Origin of the sequence: Agathobacter ruminis (assembly GCF_002735305.1) — a bacterium.
GTDB classification, from domain to species: domain Bacteria; phylum Bacillota; class Clostridia; order Lachnospirales; family Lachnospiraceae; genus Roseburia; species Roseburia ruminis.
The window spans coordinates 46,285-63,266 of record NZ_PDYG01000012.1; the positions used below are offsets into that span (position 1 = coordinate 46,285).

A 16,982-nucleotide genomic window follows, 5' to 3' on the forward strand; every position below is an offset into this window, starting at 1 on the left:
TTCTTGAATAGTACATCTGGAGGTATACATGAATATGAAACACATTACCAAAAGAGATAAACAACTGGCCATTGTATTGACATTTGCGTTGGTTCTTACCATCGCTGTGCGCGTTGGATTTGATAAAAAAGCGACAACTGATACGACTGCAACGGAAAGCGCATTGCGCGCAGGTGCGGTTACGGAATTTGAATCATTACAGACCGCAGGTCTGACTGCCGGCAGTATCAGTGATATCAATGATTATTCGAATGCAACGGCAATTGTATCAAATGAAGAGAAGACAAAAGTAACTTCACAGCTTTTGATTGATCAGAAATACGAAGAGGGAACTGTATACGGATACAAAAATCTCGGTTTCTCGGAAGTGGAAGGCAATCTGAATGTTCGTGAAGAAGCTTCAGAAGATGCTTCTGTTGTCGGTAAGCTGACCAATCATAATGCAGTTGAAATCAAAAGCACTTCAAAAGACGGAAAATGGCTGGAAATCACTTCCGGCAATGTGGAAGGCTATGTCAGTGCAAAATATATTCTGACCGGGGACCGTGCGCTTGCACTGGTTGACGATCTGATTGCTACTTATGCAACGGTAAAAGTTGATACTCTGAAGGTTCGCGAAAAACCTTCTACTGATTCGAACATTTTGAGCAAGGTACATGACGCAGATGATCTGCGTGTAATATCGATTCAGACGGTTGAAAACAAAGACAAGGATGGAAAGACCGTCACTGAGGAATGGGTTGAGATTGAGCATGACGATGAAGAAACAGAAGAGATTGAAACCGCTTTTGTATTTAAGAATCATGTGGAACTGGCAAACAAATTCCCAACAGGTAAGACCATCAAGGAACTCCATTATGGCAGTGAAGTAGATGATACCCGTGTTGCACTTTGCGAAATGGCTCTGAAATATTATGGCGGCCGTTATGTATGGGGGGGGTCCACACTGGGAAGCGGTGTTGACTGCTCAGGATTTACAATGGCAATTTATCGTCAGTTTGGCATTAAGCTTGAACATCATGCGGCAACACAGGCAACCCAGGGAAGACGTATTAAGGCTTCCGAGGCAAAACCGGGTGATTTGTTCTTCTACAAGAGACCGGGCCATTCCGGAATCGGACATGTAGGTATCTACATCGGTGGCGGACAGATCATTCATGCAGCAAGTTCAAGACAGGGAATTATTATTTCCAGCGCATATTATCAGACACCGCTTGCGGTTTGTTCATATTTGGATTAGTTCCATTTTTCGATAAAATTGTTGTTTACAATTGTATGCGCATATGATATATTATTTCAGTATGGTTTAGCCCATGTTCGGTTTTAGGACACTCCGACCTTTTGCTGAGCATTAGAAATATCGGGCAATATAATATGAAAGGAGAAACATTATGATTTCAAAAGAAAAGAAGCAGGCGATTATCGCTGAATATGCAAGAACAGAAGGCGACACCGGTTCACCGGAAGTTCAGGTTGCAATTCTTTCTGCACGTATTGCAGAGCTTACCGATCATCTTAAGGCAAATCCTAAGGATCATCATTCTCGTCGCGGTATGTTAAAGCTTATCGGACAGAGAAAAGGATTACTTTCATACCTTAAGGAAGTCGATATTGAGAGATATCGTTCACTTATCGAGCGTTTAGGTCTCAGAAAGTAGAAGCAAAAAGCGGAGTCTATGCTTATATAGATTCCGCTTTTTTGTTATAATGTTAGAATCACAGAAATATACCGAAGTTACTGAAATGTGAAAAAGCATATTTTTCCTGTTTCAGTAGTTTCGGTTTCTGTGAAAAAACAGAAGTACGACAAAAGAAAAGGAGAAAACAAATGTACAAGACTTATTCAATGGAGCTTGGCGGAAGAACACTCAGCGTGGATATCGGAAGAGTAGCCGCACAGGCAAATGGAGCTGTTCTCATTAAATATGGTGAGACAACTGTATTATCAACTGCAACAGCAGCTGATAAGCCAAGAGATGGGGTGGATTTCTTCCCGTTATCAGTAGAATTTGAAGAAAAAATGTATGCTGTAGGAAAAATTCCTGGCGGCTTTAACAAGCGTGAAGGTAAAGCTTCAGAGAATGCAATCCTTACCGACCGTGTGATTGACAGACCGATGAGACCATTGTTCCCAAAGGATATGCGCAATGATGTAACATTAAACAACCTTGTTATGTCTGTAGATCCGGAATGCCGTCCGGAAATCGTTGCAATGATTGGTACTGCACTTGCAGTTCATATTTCGGATATTCCGTTTGACGGACCATGTGCAATGACCCAGATGGGACTTGTAAACGGCGAATTTATCATTAACCCATCCCAGAAAGACTGGAATGAGGGAGACCTTCAGCTGACAGTAGCATCAACCAAGGAAAAGGTCATCATGATCGAAGCCGGTGCAAATATCATTCCGGAAGACAAGATGATTGAAGCAATCTACAAATGCCATGACATCAACCAGACAATCATTGCATTTATGGATCAGATCCGTGCTGAAGTCGGTAAAGAAAAATTTGAATACGAAAGCTGCGCAGTTCCGGAAGAACTGTTCAATGCAATCAAAGAAATTGTTCCTCCGGCAGAGATGGAAGATGCGGTATTTACTGATGAGAAGCAGAAGCGCGAAGCAAATATCAAGGCCATTACAGAGAGATTGGAAGAGGCATTTGCCGATAACGAAGAATATCTTGCTGTACTCGGCGAAGCAATTTATCAGTATCAGAAGAAGACTGTCCGCAAGATGATCTTAAAGGATCACAAGCGTCCGGACGGAAGAGCTTTGAATCAGATCCGTCCTTTGGCTGCAGAAGTGGATTTGATTCCTCGTGTACATGGTTCTGCCATGTTCACCCGTGGTCAGACACAGATTTGCGATGTTGTAACACTTGCTCCGCTTTCTGAAATCCAGAAGATTGACGGACTGGATGCAAATGTAACTTCAAAGAGATATATGCATCATTACAACTTCCCTGCATATTCTGTAGGTGAGACAAAGGTTTCGCGTGGTCCTGGACGCCGTGAAATCGGACATGGTGCATTGGCAGAAAAGGCACTTGTACCGGTACTTCCTTCTACAGAGGAGTTCCCATATGCAATTCGTGCCGTATCCGAGACTTTTGAGTCAAACGGATCTACTTCAATGGCATCTACCTGTGCTTCATGTATGTCACTGATGGCTGCAGGTGTTCCGATTAAGTCTATGGTTGCAGGTATTTCCTGTGGTCTTGTTACCGGTGATACAGATGATGATTTCGTAGTATTGACCGATATTCAGGGTCTTGAAGACTTCTTCGGTGATATGGACTTTAAGGTAACAGGTACCCATGAAGGTATTACTGCAATCCAGATGGATATTAAGATTCACGGATTGACTCGTCCGATCGTGGAAGAGGCAATTGCCCGTACCCGTGAAGCAAGACTTTACATTATGGATGAGGTTATGAGCAAAGCAATCGCTGAACCTCGTGAGAGCGTAAATGAATGGGCTCCTAAGATTGAACAGATTACCATTGATCCGGCAAAGATTGGTGATGTGGTTGGACAGAAGGGCAAGACCATCAATGAGATTATTGCACGCACCGGTGTGAAGATTGATATCACGGATGATGGAGCTGTTTCTGTATGCGGAACCGATCGTGCTATGATTGATGCAGCAATCAAGATGATTGAGACCATCACAACAGACTTCGAAGAAGGACAGATTTTTGAAGGTGTTGTTGTTAGCATCAAAGAATTCGGTGCATTTATCGAATTTGCACCTGGCAAGGAAGGTCTGGTTCATATTTCCAAGATCGCAAAAGAGCGTATCAACCGCGTTGAAGATGTATTGACACTCGGAGACAAGGTGAAGGTTGTCTGTCTTGGAAAGGACAAGATGGGACGCATCAGCTTCTCTATGAAGGATGTTCAGTAATTATATCCATGTATGATTGCAAGGGCTGTTTTGTACAGCCCTTGTTTTTGTCTGGTGAACCACTTGAAAAAAACGACTATACATTGTATAATGCATAGGTGAGTGAACACTATATATTGTGTATGGAGTTGCAGATATGGAAATTAATTTTAAACTGGAGACATTTGAGGGACCGTTGGACCTCCTGCTTCATTTGATAGAAAAGAATAAAATGAGCATCTTTGATATTCAGATCGTTGAAATTACAGATCAATATCTGGCTTACATTGATGAGATGAAGCGTCATGATCTTGGGATTCTCAGTGAATTTCTGGTGATGGCTGCAACTTTGCTGGCGATTAAATCCAAGATGCTTTTGCCGGCACCGGAAGTGGAAGAAGGCGAAGAGGAAGAAGATCCTCGTGCAGAACTGGTACAGCAGCTTCTGGAATACAAGATGTACAAATGCATGGCATTTGAATTGAAAGACCGTCAGTTTGATGCGGATCATATTATGTACAAAGAGCCGACAATTCCGGATGAGGTGCTTGCCTATGAAGAACCAATCGACATGGAAGCACTTGTCAGTGATATCACATTGGCCCGCCTGAACAGCATTTTCCGCGATATCATGAAAAAGCAGGTGGACAAAGTCGACCCGATTCGTTCCAAATTCGGCAAAATCGAAAAAGAAGAAGTCTCGATGGAAGACAAAATGGAATTCCTTCAGGAATATGCAAAGGAACATAAGCATTTTTCATTCCGTGGAATTCTTGAAAAGCAATCGACAAAGACAGATATTATAGTAACCTTTTTGGCAATTCTTGAGCTGATGAAGATGGGAATTATCAAGATCTCACAGGAAAAAATCTTTGACGATATTGAAATTGATTCTCAAATTGCCGCATAAATTGAGCAAAGAGTATTACAGAGATGGAAGATAAGAATTATAAAGCAATCATCGAAGCAATCCTGTTTACCATGGGTGATTCGGTGGAACTCGAAAAAATAGCAAATGCGATTGAACTGGACAAAAAAGAGACCAAGCGTCTGCTCGATGAGATGAAAGAAGAATTGAATCAGTCGCAGCGTGGTGTAGATATTATCGAACTTGACGGATCTTATCAGATGTGTACCAAACAGGAAATGTACGAATATCTGATCAAGATTGCAAAGCAGCCGACCAAACGCCAGCTGACAGATGTATTGCTTGAGACATTGTCTATCATCGCATACAAGCAGCCGGTGACAAAATCCGAGATTGAAAAAATTCGTGGGGTTTCCTGCGATCATGCTGTGAACAAGCTGGTGGAATATAATCTGGTTTGTGAACTCGGCCGACTGGATGCACCTGGGCGTCCGTTGCTTTTTGGCACGACGGAAGAATTCCTTCGCAGTTTTGGCGTTCATTCCATTGATGAACTTCCGGTATTGAGTTCCGACCAGATTGAGGAATTTAAGGCAGAAGCGGAAGCGGAAATGAAAGTACAATTGGATATTTAAAGTGTTTTAAACCACCCGGGAAGGGTGGTTTTTTGTTGCAAAAAAATAGGAATATGCGATAATGATACTAGGGTTTACTAAAAATTTACGATATGTTTGGGGTGTATGAAAATGTACAAAATCGCAATCTGTGATGATGATGCAATCATCTGTGAGGAACTTGAGTCGAAAATTATCGAATATTCTTTTGATAGAACTGTTTCATTTGAAATTCAAAAATGGAATGATTCTGTCTTGTTCTGTAATCAAATCGTAGAATATAATCCTGATATTTTATTTTTGGACATTGAAATACCGAACTTTAGTGGCGTTGAAGTTGCTAAATTTATTCGAAACGAATTAAACAATGAGAATTTAATTATCTTTTTTATTTCCTATAAGAAAAATTATGCGATGGAATTATTCCAGGTTCATCCGCATGATTTCCTTGTAAAACCAATTGAAACGCAGAAATTGAACAGAGCCTTGGATAAAGCGTTAAAATTATTACAGCTGAATTCTTATTTTCATTATTCCTATAAGAAAAAGAATTATGTAGTCCCTTATTCGGAGGTTATGTATTTTTACAGCCAAAATAAAACTGTATTCATAAAGAAGTATGATGGGGAAACTCTTTCTTATCTGGGGAAACTAAAGGATATCGTTTTGGATTTGCCGTTGGGATTTGTTTGCATAAGTAAATCATATATTATTAATCTGCGTTATTTAAAAAGTTGGAAATCAGATTTTTGCACAATGAAAGATGGTATGGAATTGTCGATTGCACAGTCGAAGCGCCAAAATTTTAAAACGGTATTACTTCAATTGGAGAGGGGATAATGGAGTATGTATTGGGAAGTTCTCATTTTTATAAGTCTTACGATATTATTGAAGAGTTTTATCTTTGGAAAACTTGCAGCTAATTATTTGAATTTGTGCAAGTGTAAAATCCTGCAGGCTGTAGTTTATTTCTTAGCAATATCATTTGCAATTTGTATGCAATTCTTTATTTCAAATATTTGGTTAAAAATGTTTTTAACCGCATTTGGACTTTCTATCATTGTATTGGCATATCGAGACGAGTTTAAGAAAAGAATATTATTTTGGTCATGCGTATTTTCAAGCAGCTTTTTGATAGATTGCTTGGTATATGTATTATTTTATGTGATTTTAGGCCTTGATGATTTTGGGGAACCTGCCAGTATCTTATCTATTTTTCTGCTTTTACCGATTCAATTGTTTACCGGAAGAATAATAACCGATGATTATAAATACAGGAAAAAGCAATGGATTTTCTATGGAATTGCATTGTTTTTATGTTTGCTTACATCTGTCGTAATTTATCTTGATAAAACGATTGGGATTTTTTCTTTGGAAGTCGTTTGTGGATTTTTATTGTTTATCAATTTGATAATTGCTTTTTTGGTAGAAAAACTCGTCGAACAATCGAAAGAAGATATCGATTATTTTGTTTTGCAGAAGCAGAATGAATTTTACGAAAGAGAATTAGCTCTTCAAAATGAAAAAGTGGAATTGATTCGAAGCATTCGCCATGACATGAAACGCCATTTGAATGAGATATTAAATCTTGCAAGAAAAAATCAAAATGAATGCATTGTAGATTACATATTATCGCTTGGGGAAGAATTAGAGGATACATCGCCAATTTGCGATTCCGGGAACGTGGCAATTGATACAGTGTTAAATTATATGTTTGATAAAGCAATCAAAGCGGGAATACAACCGGAATATTCGATTGTGGTTCCGCAGGAACTAAAAATATCAATGTATGACATGAATATTATTCTCGGAAATTTATTACAAAATGCAATCGATGCGTGTGAACTAACGGCCAACCCTCAAATAAATGTAGATATTCGATATGTCATGGATTCTTTGGTAATCGTTGTGGAAAATTCTTATGCAAATGAACTGATAATTAAAGAAGATAGATTAGAGACCACGAAAGAACCAAGAGAAGAACACGGTTATGGTTTGGCTAATGTAAAAAGGATTCTAAGTAAATATGATCATTCATTTTCAATGGTACATGATGAATCCAGATTCAAAATAGAAATTATTTTGTATTTACCATACTAATTTCGCCATGAACTCTACTATTTTCGCCATGTTGGAAATTTTGTCTTTTTTTTAGTGCTATAATCATTTTGCAATCAATTGACAATGCTGTTTATGGAGGGGTTATTATGGCAAAAAGAGTGAAATCGTTTTTATGTGTATGTGTAATGTTGGTTTCAATGGTGTTAATTAATCCGACGCAGGTTCAGGCGGCTAATGTAGGTTGGAATTTACGATTTATTAAAGGTGCACCGTCGTCGGAAAATATTTTAAGCTGGCGCAGAGAATATATTACAAAGACACAGAGGACTAGCTTGTCTGTATCAAAAATTGAAGGAAATGCAGAAATCTTTTTATATACGTCAAACGGAATTGCTACTATAGCAACAAAGGGAGGGACGGAAACTTCAGTTAGTACAAGAGTTGGAATTGTTTTATCCGCATCGGTGAAATTCCTTGAATATGATAAAATGACAGTTTATGCTAAAGGAAATCTGAGATATTGATTATGAATGGGAGAAAATATAAGAAAAATATAGGAATTATAATCTATACCATTTTTTTAATACTTGTATTGACGGCCTGCCAAAAAGTTCCGGATAATGTAAAAAATAATATGAATCGGTATGGCAATAATAAATTGGCAGACAAGATCGAATTTCAATATTGCAATTTGGATGAGCTGCGAAATAGTTCAATGGAGAATATAGAAACAGCGGATTCGAATATTTGTTATCCTGATAAAGTAGATTTTTCTCAAATTGACAATGTGATGGAGGGATCGTTTCAAATTACTTCTGAATATACGAACAATCAAAATAAATATTTGCAATTATTTGATATGCAAGGTGTCGAAGGTAAGAAATCTATTGGTAATTGGAAAGGAATGGACGGATTTGAATATGAAAAAAATGAAATCTATCCCTATTTATTTATAGGCGAGAATGGAGAATTATCCTATGTTTCTTCAGAAAAAGTGTTAGATGGTAACACGATTGACCAAACGAAGGAAGTGAAAAAAATCTATTTAAATCGAGGCGATTCAATAAATATACAGATTAATTATAGAGATGGTTCGTTAAACCTTTCGGAAGAAATTTCCTTCGTGAAATCATTTATTAAGGATAATATAGATATTGGAAATTGTGATGTAGATGTGCGAACAGTCTATATTCGGAAAGATTTGGATGGATATGATGTAGTATCAATGAATTTTGTTATGAAATATCAAGGAATGGTTTTAGATTTTTATTCTTTGGATGTTGGCATGAATAAAGATGGTAAAATGATGGTGTTGCAAACCAATCGTGATATTCTTGTTGATTTACATGAAAAAAACCATATTGATTGGATTTTTATCGGTGGTGTATTTCAATCTTTTGAGGGGAAAGCTGTAGACAAACTGATTGATTTACAAACTGCTATACACATTTTCGAAAAAGAAATGGCTTCTTTTCAAGAGATTAAAGTACTTGAAATCATACCTATGTATGTATTGAAACCGGTTTATAATCCGGCAGAAGAAGAGTATGAGGCTGCTCCCGGTAATATTGTAAATGTCGAACCTACCTATTCTTTTATGATTGAATGCGGAGTAGATGATACACCTACCGGAATTTTGGAAGGAAATGGAGTCGCTTATGTAAATGTAAATATGCTCACAGGAGAAGTGCATACGGATTTTGAAGATAAGTATTTTGCTTTAAAAAATAGGGGAAACAATGAACTTTCAAATTGATAAGAAGGCCATGTTATTATCGGTACTATTGATGTATGGCTCGTTTTTTGCAACCGGAACGTATTTGCTTGAACATGAAACGATGAATCTGTTTCAAGTAATAATGACATGTCCATATCTACTTAAAAATTATACTGCGCTACATTATATAGACCACCAGTATGGCATTTGGTTCTATTTATTGTTGCCGGTTGCATGCGGACTTCCGTTTATTGGAATCTTGTGTGATGAATTAAATACCAATTATTATCGGTTAATCAGTGCAAGAATCGGTAATATAAAATTTATTGTTTGCACGTTGCTGGTTCAATTTATTAGTACAATAAGTTCGTTTTTTGTAGCGACTGTATTCTTTAAGCTTACCGCATTGATAATAGGAATTTTAAAGAATAAGGAGGGAACATTTGATGAAATTCAACAAATGAATCTTTCGTATTTCCTGGTGGAAGATGGGCGGTGTTTACTTTATCTTGTGATGATTTCCGGCCTGATAATTTTCATGGCTATCCTGACTGCAGATTTTTATTTCTCAGTAATCGTCGTTTTTTTAATTAACTTTTTGATTCAAGATCATGAAATCAGTATTCTTGCATTAGAGATTGTCACTGCATGTTTTGCTTATATTGGTTCCGCCTATATTTTCAGAAGGCGGTGGCTGGCATGTTGAAATATTTATATACAAAATGGATTTTAAATACCAAGAACCTGGTAATTGTTGTATTACTGGTTTTTGTCAAAAAAATTATTGTCGATAAAGTTTATAACGTATATGCAATGACTGCAGAGCCATTTTGCATCTTTGAACCATTGATCATGATAATGAATTCCGGATTGATTGTGTTGTTATTGTCTTTATTTTTTATTTTTATGATGTCAGAATATCCGGTATCAGATTCAAGCTTGTATTATCAGCTGATTCGAAGCGGTCGTAAGAAATGGTTTTATGCGCAGATATATTTCGCAATAGTGGCAATTATTACTTATCTGGTCATTGTATTTGGCTATACAATATTGGCGACGCAGAGCATCTGCTTTTTGGCAGATGGATGGAGTTTGAACATCTCGGATTACTCTTATGAGATGGGGTTGATTTCCTATGTTCCGATTGAATTGTTTAATCAGATGCCGCCGGTGAAAGCATTTATATGGAGCCTCGTATTATTTCTGACATATTTATATTTCCTGCTTGGGATGCAGATGATTGGATTTGCTTACGGAAAGAAGAGTGTTGTAGACTGCATTCAAATGATTCTGCTATTTGCCGGAATTGCATCGTTGTTCATTCGTAATGAATTGACATGGCTTTTTCCGGTTTCACATTCCATTTTGTTCATTCATTTCACAAAATATTATAAGGCTGCTTTATTTTCGCCATATCTTTCATTTGTTTTATTATTTGGTTTTGGGACTTTGTTGTATGTAATGTCTTATATTCGGATGAAAAAAACAAATGTTGATGATTTGAAAGGGAATTGAAATGATAGAAATTAATAATTTGTCGTTAGAAATAAAGGGAAAAAAGCTATTAAATGATATCAATATGACTATTCACGATGGACAGATTACCGGATTTGTAGGACCGAATGGCTCTGGCAAGACGCTGATTATGAAATGTATTTGTGGATTTATTACTTCCTATAAAGGTGAAATACTAATTAATGGAAAAGATGCAAAGACGATTCCGATTAAGCCTATGGGGATTATAATTGAGACCCCGGGGTTTATTCCTTATTACAGCGGATATAAAAATTTAAAAATACTTGCTTCTTTAAATAATAATTGTTCATTGCATGGTATACGTTCGAGCATGGAGGATGTAGGACTTGATCCGGGCAATCATCTTCATGTAAAAAAATATTCACTCGGAATGAAGCAGAGGCTTGGTGTTGCGCAGGCACTGATGGAAGATCGAGAGATTTTAATCTTAGATGAGCCTTTTAATGGATTGGATTTTAGAATCACCGAAAAACTTAGAAATCGCTTGGCTGCGGAACGAGAAAAAGAAAAAACCATTATCTTAAGTTCTCATAATAAAATAGATATTGATTTGTTATGTGATAATCATTATTATATTGAAGATGGTTATGTCAAATAAAAGTAGGAAGATTAGTAAAAGTGGATTCGGAAGAATCCGCTTTTTTAATGGATGTGAAAAAATTAACAAAAAATAGTTGAATTCCATTGCTGTTTCGGATAACATATAAAATGAGTGAGAATTCGTTTTCTAATAATACGTTTATTCACAAACCAATATTTGTGCTATAATATAGTACTATAGTACATAATTTTATATTTTTTGTGTATGGAGGAAAGAATATGAGCTTAAATGAAAGCAGCTTGGCAATGCAGCGAATTGCTGAGTTCGTTGATGAGAACAGTTTCATGGAAATTGGATCTCAGGTAACCGCTCGAAACACAGATTTTAATCTGAGTGCATTAAAATCTGCATCAGATGGAGTAATCACCGGATATGGTCTGGTTGACTCTAACCTGGTATTTATTTATAGCCAGGATGCTGGAGTATTAAACGGAACCATTGGTGAGATGCATGCAAAGAAGATTGCCAATATCTATGATATGGCAATGAAGATGGGTGCACCTGTTGTCGGATTTATCGATTGCGGTGGTGTGCGCTTACAGGAATCAATTGATGCATTGGATGGATTTGGATTAATCTATGCAAAGCAGGTTGAGGCAAGTGGTGTTATTCCACAGATGTCAGTTGTATTTGGCAACTGCGGAGGCGGACTTTCTGTTGTGCCTGCACTTTCTGATTTCGCTTTTATCGAGACCGAAAAGGGCAGAATGTTTGTCAATTCTCCGGATGCGATTTGCGGAAATCGTGTTGAGAAGTGTGACAGTGCAGCTGCAGACTTCCAGTCTGAGCATAATGGATGCATTGATTTCGCCGGAAGCGAAGAAGAAATTTTTGATCGCATTCGTACCCTGATTAACATCCTTCCACAAAACAATGAGGGAGATGTTTATACCAGCGATTGCGAAGATGATTTGAACCGTGCATGTGAATCCATGGATACCATGGCTGCAGATCCAAGATATCTTCTTGCAGAACTTTCCGATTCTCACATTTTTGTTGAGACAAAAGCTTCATTTGCCAAGAATATGGTAACCGGATTCATTCAGTTAAACGGAATGACCATTGGTGCTGTTGCAAACTGTGCAAAGACCTATGATGAGAATGGGGATGAGGCAGAAGACTTCGGTAAGAGACTGACTCCTAATGGATGCCGCAAGGCAGCTGAGTTTGTATCATTTTGTGATGCATTTGATATCCCGGTTCTTTCTGTTACCAATACAACAGGTTTTGCAACTACCATGTGTGCAGAAAAGAATCTTGCAAAAGACATGGCAAAGCTGACCGCTGCATTTGCAAATGCGGATGTGCCTAAGGTAAATCTGATTACCGAGGAAGCATACGGCTCTGCGTATGTTGTTATGAATTCTAAATCTGTCGGTGCCGATCTTGTTTATGCATGGAACGGTGCAAAAGTTGGTATGATGGATTCCGAGATGGCAGCAAAGATTATGTACCCTCAGGCCGATGCAACGGAATTAAAAGAGAAGAGAAACGAGTATGAAGCACTTTGCGCAAATGCAAGCGCTGCAGCTTCTCGCGGCTATGTAGATTTCATGCTTGAGCCGGCAGATACCAGAAAGTATCTTGTGGCAGCATTTGAATTGCTTTACAGCAAATGCATCAGCCCGATTGACAAGAAACATACAACCAAATAGAAAGGCGGCAGGATTCGTATGAAGAAAAAACTGGCATTATTGCTTGGCGCGCTGGTGGCCGCCATTACTTTAACTGCCTGCGGTACTGATCCAAAAGAGGCTGACTACAACGGAAAGACATATCAGGAACTTGAAACAGAGATGAACCAATATGTCAGCGTAATCGGAATGCTTCATTCTTCAGTTGCTTCTTTCGTGGAGCAGAATAATATGAAGCCGGAAGATTTCGATTATTCGCAGATGACCAGCGAAGAGACCATTGAGAGTTATAAATCTTATGGTGTCAATGAGCAGGAACTTGCGGCCGTTGAGTCCTGGGACAACATCGTAGCTCAATACGGTGAATTGGACAGAACCGATGCAGAAAGCTTTACGATTAATAAAGCTGGTAATACTACTACAACTGATATCAGTTTGTATTTCAAGAATGAAGACGGAGTCGAAAAAGAAGTTATTTTTGAAATCGTTTATAAATCTTGGAACATGGAAGTGACCGGTGTTACAATTGAGCCATACAAGTCACTTACCGAAAAGATGACAAAAGCAGGATTGAATACGGTAATTTCAATGAGCGTTGTGTTTGTTGTTTTAATTGTAATCAGTCTCATTATTTCAGCCTTCAACATCTTCCCTTATTTGGAAAAGAGAAAGAAAGAAAAGGCACAACAAGTTTCTGCAGCACCTGCTGTTGAAACTGTGGCAACCACTGAAGTGGTGGAAGAGACAGATGATCTCGAGCTGGTAGCTGTAATCGCTGCTGCAATTGCAGCTTCAGAAGGATGCTCAACATCTGACTTTGTAGTTCGTTCAATTAATAGAAGATAATCGGAGGATATGGAACATGAAGAATTACACAATTACCGTAAACGGAAATGTATATGATGTAACCGTAGAAGAAAACGGAAGCACAGGTGCAGCATCTGCACCAAAGCGTGTTGCTTCTGCAGCACCAAAGGCAGCACCTAAGGCTGCGGCACCTGCAAGTGCAGGATCTGTAAAGATTGAAGCCGGAGCAGCCGGAAAGGTATTCAAGCTTGAGAAGAGCGTTGGTGATGCTGTAAAGAAGGGCGACACTGTATTGATTCTTGAAATCATGAAGATGGAGACTCCGGTTGTAGCACCGGAAGATGGAACCGTTGCAAGCATCAATGTTGCAGTTGGTGATGCTGTTGAGTCAGGAGCTTTACTTGCTACATTAAATTAATTATTCGTAGGAGGGATTAATTGTGAGTTATATTACAGAGACCTTATCAAACCTCCTGGATCAAACAGCATTTAAGAGTCTTACCTGGCAGAATTATCTGATGATTTTGATTGCATTTGTATTTTTGTTCCTTGCAATCAAAAAAGGGTTTGAACCATTACTGCTTGTTCCAATCGCTTTTGGTATGCTACTGGTAAATATCTATCCGGATATTATTGCAGCACCGGAACAGACTTCCAATGGCGTTGGCGGTTTACTTTATTATTTCTATTCCTTGGATGAATGGTCTATTTTACCGTCTTTGATTTTCCTTGGAGTAGGTGCAATGACAGACTTTGGTCCGTTGATTGCAAATCCGATTTGCTTCCTCTTGGGAGCAGCAGCACAGTTTGGTATTTTTGGTGCTTATTTCCTTGCAATTTTGCTTGGATTTAATGACAAGGCCGCAGCTGCCGTTTCTATTATCGGTGGAGCGGACGGTCCGACATCAATCTTCCTTGCCGGAAAGCTTGGACAGACTGGTCTGATGGGACCAATTGCTGTAGCTGCATATTCTTATATGGCACTGGTACCGATTATTCAGCCACCGATTATGAAGGCACTTACAACAAAGAAAGAGCGTCAGATTAAGATGGCAAATCTTCGCCCGGTATCCAAATTAGAAAAGATTTTATTCCCAATCGTTGTTACGGTTGTGGTTTGTTTGATTCTGCCTACAACCGCTCCTTTGGTTGGTATGTTGATGCTTGGTAACCTGTTCCGTGAATCCGGAGTGGTTCGTCAGCTTCAGGAGACCGCAAGCAATGCTTTGATGTATATTGTTGTTATTCTCCTTGGTACTTCTGTTGGAGCAACAACCAGCGCAGAAAGTTTCCTGAATCTGAGCACTTTAAAAATCGTTGGTCTTGGATTGGTGGCATTCATGGTTGGTACTGCCGCAGGAACACTATTTGGAAAGCTGCTCTGCTTCCTGACCAAGGGCAAGATTAATCCATTGATTGGTTCTGCAGGTGTATCGGCAGTTCCTATGGCTGCGCGTGTTTCTCAGAAGGTCGGAGCAGAAGAGGATCCAACCAACTTCCTGTTGATGCATGCAATGGGACCGAATGTGGCCGGCGTAATCGGTACAGCGGTTGCTGCAGGATGCTTCATGGCAATCTTTGGAATTTAAGTCGAATCATTGAAATTAAAGGAGAAAAACAATGGGCGTTAAAATTACTGAAACCATTTTGCGAGATGCACATCAGTCACTGATTGCAACCCGTATGAGCACCGAACAGATGCTTCCAATTATTGATAAAATGGATCAGGTTGGATACCACGCAGTAGAATGCTGGGGTGGAGCGACTTTTGATTCATGCCTTCGTTTCCTGAAAGAGGATCCGTGGGAGAGACTTCGTAAATTAAGAGACGGATTCAAGAATACAAAACTTCAGATGCTTTTCCGTGGACAGAACATCTTGGGATACAGCCAGTATCCGGACGATGTAGTAGAGTACTTTGTACAGAAGTCCATCGCAAACGGAATCGATATCATTCGTATTTTTGACTGTTTAAATGATGTTCGTAACCTTCAGACTGCTGTCAATGCAACCAAGAAGGAAGGCGGACATGCACAGGTTGCATTATCTTATACATTAGGTGATGCATATACAATGGATTATTGGATGGAGACTGCAAAGAAAATCGAGGATATGGGTGCTGATTCTATCTGTATCAAAGATATGGCAGGTCTTTTGATTCCTACAAAGGCAACTGAACTTGTGACTGCACTCAAGTCTGCAACCACACTTCCAATCGATCTTCATACACATTATACTTCCGGTGTGGCTTCTATGACCTACTTAAAGGCGGTAGAGGCAGGATGCGATATCATTGATACCGCAATGTCTCCGCTTGCACTTGGTACTTCTCAGCCTGCAACCGAAGTTATGGTAAAGGCATTCCAGGATACTGAGTATGATACAGGTTTGGATTTGAATAAGTTAATTGAGATTGCAAACTATTTTGCACCGATTCGTGAAGAAGCTTTAAAGAGCGGACTTTTAAATCCAAAGGTATTGGGTGTCAATATCCAGACATTAAAATATCAGGTACCTGGCGGTATGCTTTCAAACCTTGTTTCTCAGTTAAAGGAGCAGGGTGCAGAAGATAAGTATGAAGAAGTATTAAATGAGGTTCCAAGAGTGCGTAAAGACCTTGGTGAACCACCTCTTGTAACACCTTCTTCTCAGATCGTTGGTACACAGGCTGTATTTAATGTATTGACAGGCGAGCGTTACAAGGTAGCAACCGCCCAGACCAAGGATATTCTGCTTGGAAAGTACGGACAGACTGTAAAGCCTTTCAATCCGGAAGTAGTAGAAAAGGTATTGGGCGAAGATGCAAAGAATGCAATCACCTGCCGTCCGGCAGATCTTCTTGAGCCGGGACTGGCGAAGTTCGAAGAAGAAATGAAGCAGTATAAGCAGCAGGACGAAGATGTATTAAGCTATGCATTATTCCCTCAGGTTGCAACAGAATTCTTTAAGTATCGTGAAGCACAGCAGACCGGTGTGGATGCAAAGGCTGCTGATTCAGAGAACAAAGCATATCCGGTATAATTTATCTCCGCGAGGATGCGCAGAGATTTGCATAGAACAAAGAGTTGCACAGCAACTCTTTGCGCGCTGGTGCGCGCAAGCATTAGCTTGCATATTCATCTGCGCACCAGTCGCATCCTGCACGGAGTGCTTTTGTATAATAGGAAATTCGAAGGAATTTCCTATTATATAAAATATGTCAGCTACGCTGACGCAAATCTCGCGCCAAGTCTCGCGAGCGAGACTTGAATT

17 protein-coding genes are annotated in these 16,982 nt (G+C 39.1%); all 17 read left to right on the forward strand.

What is annotated here, in order from left to right; genetic code table 11:
- The first annotated feature begins 28 nt into the window (after positions 1–28).
- The 17 genes from CSX02_RS03675 (at position 29) to CSX02_RS03755 (ending at position 16,751) form a co-directional block, all read left to right on the forward strand.
- Positions 29–1,240, forward strand: coding sequence for a C40 family peptidase (locus CSX02_RS03675; protein ID WP_099385677.1), 1,212 nt, complete (start codon positions 29–31; stop codon positions 1,238–1,240).
- 151 nt (positions 1,241–1,391) lie between these two features.
- Positions 1,392–1,658 carry a 30S ribosomal protein S15 gene (gene rpsO, locus CSX02_RS03680; RefSeq protein ID WP_034219439.1) on the forward strand — a complete coding sequence of 89 codons (267 nt, stop codon included), beginning with the start codon at positions 1,392–1,394 and terminating at the stop codon, positions 1,656–1,658.
- Positions 1,659–1,828: 170 nt separating this feature from the next.
- Positions 1,829–3,913, forward strand: coding sequence for a polyribonucleotide nucleotidyltransferase (locus CSX02_RS03685; protein WP_031545595.1), 2,085 nt, complete (start codon positions 1,829–1,831; stop codon positions 3,911–3,913).
- Between the two features lie 136 nt (positions 3,914–4,049).
- Complete coding sequence (locus tag CSX02_RS03690; RefSeq protein WP_099385678.1) at positions 4,050–4,802, forward strand: segregation and condensation protein A; 753 nt, start codon at positions 4,050–4,052, stop codon at positions 4,800–4,802.
- A 23-nt stretch (positions 4,803–4,825) separates the two neighbouring features.
- On the forward strand, positions 4,826–5,395 hold the full coding sequence (gene scpB / locus CSX02_RS03695) for an SMC-Scp complex subunit ScpB (RefSeq protein WP_099385679.1): 570 nt from the start codon (positions 4,826–4,828) through the stop codon (positions 5,393–5,395).
- Positions 5,396–5,506: 111 nt separating this feature from the next.
- Positions 5,507–6,214 (forward strand): LytR/AlgR family response regulator transcription factor, encoded by a 708-nt coding sequence (locus CSX02_RS03700; protein ID WP_189281323.1) that lies wholly within the window; start codon positions 5,507–5,509, stop codon positions 6,212–6,214.
- A 6-nt stretch (positions 6,215–6,220) separates the two neighbouring features.
- Complete coding sequence (locus tag CSX02_RS03705) at positions 6,221–7,474, forward strand: sensor histidine kinase (RefSeq protein WP_099385681.1); 1,254 nt, start codon at positions 6,221–6,223, stop codon at positions 7,472–7,474.
- Positions 7,475–7,581: 107 nt separating this feature from the next.
- A complete protein-coding gene (locus tag CSX02_RS03710; RefSeq protein ID WP_099385682.1) occupies positions 7,582–7,959 on the forward strand; it encodes a hypothetical protein in 378 nt (125 codons plus the stop codon).
- Between the two features lie 2 nt (positions 7,960–7,961).
- Complete coding sequence (locus CSX02_RS03715; protein ID WP_099385683.1) at positions 7,962–9,191, forward strand: hypothetical protein; 1,230 nt, start codon at positions 7,962–7,964, stop codon at positions 9,189–9,191.
- Entirely contained in the window at positions 9,175–9,858 is a 684-nt protein-coding gene (locus CSX02_RS03720) for a hypothetical protein (RefSeq protein ID WP_099385684.1), read from the forward strand. Before CSX02_RS03715 ends, CSX02_RS03720 begins: the two co-directional genes overlap by 17 nt.
- A complete protein-coding gene (locus CSX02_RS03725; protein ID WP_099385685.1) occupies positions 9,852–10,667 on the forward strand; it encodes a hypothetical protein in 816 nt (271 codons plus the stop codon). Before CSX02_RS03720 ends, CSX02_RS03725 begins: the two co-directional genes overlap by 7 nt.
- 1 nt (position 10,668) lies before the next feature.
- Entirely contained in the window at positions 10,669–11,286 is a 618-nt protein-coding gene (locus CSX02_RS03730; protein ID WP_099385686.1) for an ABC transporter ATP-binding protein, read from the forward strand.
- Between the two features lie 221 nt (positions 11,287–11,507).
- Complete coding sequence (locus CSX02_RS03735; RefSeq protein ID WP_099385687.1) at positions 11,508–12,944, forward strand: acyl-CoA carboxylase subunit beta; 1,437 nt, start codon at positions 11,508–11,510, stop codon at positions 12,942–12,944.
- 18 nt (positions 12,945–12,962) lie between these two features.
- On the forward strand, positions 12,963–13,769 hold the full coding sequence (locus CSX02_RS03740; protein WP_031545587.1) for an OadG family protein: 807 nt from the start codon (positions 12,963–12,965) through the stop codon (positions 13,767–13,769).
- Positions 13,770–13,785: 16 nt separating this feature from the next.
- Positions 13,786–14,148: a biotin/lipoyl-containing protein gene (locus tag CSX02_RS03745; protein WP_031545585.1), complete on the forward strand. Its 363-nt coding sequence runs from the start codon at positions 13,786–13,788 to the stop codon at positions 14,146–14,148.
- 22 nt (positions 14,149–14,170) lie between these two features.
- A complete protein-coding gene (locus CSX02_RS03750; protein ID WP_031545582.1) occupies positions 14,171–15,319 on the forward strand; it encodes a sodium ion-translocating decarboxylase subunit beta in 1,149 nt (382 codons plus the stop codon).
- Between the two features lie 31 nt (positions 15,320–15,350).
- A complete protein-coding gene (locus CSX02_RS03755) occupies positions 15,351–16,751 on the forward strand; it encodes an oxaloacetate decarboxylase subunit alpha (RefSeq protein ID WP_031545581.1) in 1,401 nt (466 codons plus the stop codon).
- Positions 16,752–16,982: the final 231 nt, after the last annotated feature.

What these genes read in the sequence shown, in the direction of transcription:
- CSX02_RS03675 (WP_099385677.1), top strand. Translation starts at nt 29, where the DNA reads ATGAATATGAAACACATTACCAAAAGAGATAAACAACTGGCCATTGTA.
- rpsO (WP_034219439.1), top strand. Translation starts at nt 1,392, where the DNA reads ATGATTTCAAAAGAAAAGAAGCAGGCGATTATCGCTGAATATGCAAGA.
- CSX02_RS03685 (WP_031545595.1), top strand. Translation starts at nt 1,829, where the DNA reads ATGTACAAGACTTATTCAATGGAGCTTGGCGGAAGAACACTCAGCGTG.
- CSX02_RS03690 (WP_099385678.1), top strand. Translation starts at nt 4,050, where the DNA reads ATGGAAATTAATTTTAAACTGGAGACATTTGAGGGACCGTTGGACCTC.
- scpB (WP_099385679.1), top strand. Translation starts at nt 4,826, where the DNA reads ATGGAAGATAAGAATTATAAAGCAATCATCGAAGCAATCCTGTTTACC.
- CSX02_RS03700 (WP_189281323.1), top strand. Translation starts at nt 5,507, where the DNA reads ATGTACAAAATCGCAATCTGTGATGATGATGCAATCATCTGTGAGGAA.
- CSX02_RS03705 (WP_099385681.1), top strand. Translation starts at nt 6,221, where the DNA reads ATGTATTGGGAAGTTCTCATTTTTATAAGTCTTACGATATTATTGAAG.
- CSX02_RS03710 (WP_099385682.1), top strand. Translation starts at nt 7,582, where the DNA reads ATGGCAAAAAGAGTGAAATCGTTTTTATGTGTATGTGTAATGTTGGTT.
- CSX02_RS03715 (WP_099385683.1), top strand. Translation starts at nt 7,962, where the DNA reads ATGAATGGGAGAAAATATAAGAAAAATATAGGAATTATAATCTATACC.
- CSX02_RS03720 (WP_099385684.1), top strand. Translation starts at nt 9,175, where the DNA reads ATGAACTTTCAAATTGATAAGAAGGCCATGTTATTATCGGTACTATTG.
- CSX02_RS03725 (WP_099385685.1), top strand. Translation starts at nt 9,852, where the DNA reads ATGTTGAAATATTTATATACAAAATGGATTTTAAATACCAAGAACCTG.
- CSX02_RS03730 (WP_099385686.1), top strand. Translation starts at nt 10,669, where the DNA reads ATGATAGAAATTAATAATTTGTCGTTAGAAATAAAGGGAAAAAAGCTA.
- CSX02_RS03735 (WP_099385687.1), top strand. Translation starts at nt 11,508, where the DNA reads ATGAGCTTAAATGAAAGCAGCTTGGCAATGCAGCGAATTGCTGAGTTC.
- CSX02_RS03740 (WP_031545587.1), top strand. Translation starts at nt 12,963, where the DNA reads ATGAAGAAAAAACTGGCATTATTGCTTGGCGCGCTGGTGGCCGCCATT.
- CSX02_RS03745 (WP_031545585.1), top strand. Translation starts at nt 13,786, where the DNA reads ATGAAGAATTACACAATTACCGTAAACGGAAATGTATATGATGTAACC.
- CSX02_RS03755 (WP_031545581.1), top strand. Translation starts at nt 15,351, where the DNA reads ATGGGCGTTAAAATTACTGAAACCATTTTGCGAGATGCACATCAGTCA.